The sequence below is a fragment of the Lysinibacillus sp. OL1 genome (assembly GCF_004332175.1).
GTDB lineage: Bacteria > Bacillota > Bacilli > Bacillales_A > Planococcaceae > Lysinibacillus > Lysinibacillus capsici.
Window position 1 is genome coordinate 1 of sequence record NZ_SJDS01000044.1, and the last position, 434, is coordinate 434.

The window sequence follows — 434 nt, forward strand, 5'->3', positions numbered from 1 at the left end:
GATCTTCCTGGGTTCTGCCGCTGTCGGGCTTCTAGTGCCGCGCGCCTAAAATTCTTTGAAAGTGCGATTTGAGATACTTCAAGCATGCGGATTAAGCCCCTACTCTTGCGAGACGGCGACGATCTCGAGTTGGCCAGACGACTGCGGTCGAGGTCGATCTCCTCCGGTGCGGCGCAGCGAGCGAGGATTGTTTTGCTCGCATCTCAAGGTGAGTCGAATTCGTCGATCGCGGAACTGGTCGGGGTGTCGCGGCCGACGGTGATCTCCTGGCGCGCCCGCTACGACGTAGACGGCTTGGCCGGCCTCGAAGACGATGCGCGTTCGGGGCGGCCGCGTAGCCTCGATCGCCGGGAGATCGTCTCCGCGACCTTGATGCCGCCGCCGAAGAAATACGGTGTCACACACTGGAGTTCGCGCCTGCTCGCGAAACATTT

General features: G+C 61.3%; 1 protein-coding gene. It reads left to right on the top strand.

The window, feature by feature from the left end; all coding sequences use genetic code 11:
• Positions 1 to 192 precede the first annotated feature (192 nt).
• Positions 193 to 434 (top strand): helix-turn-helix domain-containing protein (locus EW028_RS24355; protein ID WP_255501806.1); only part of this gene is annotated, 242 nt, incomplete at its 3' end.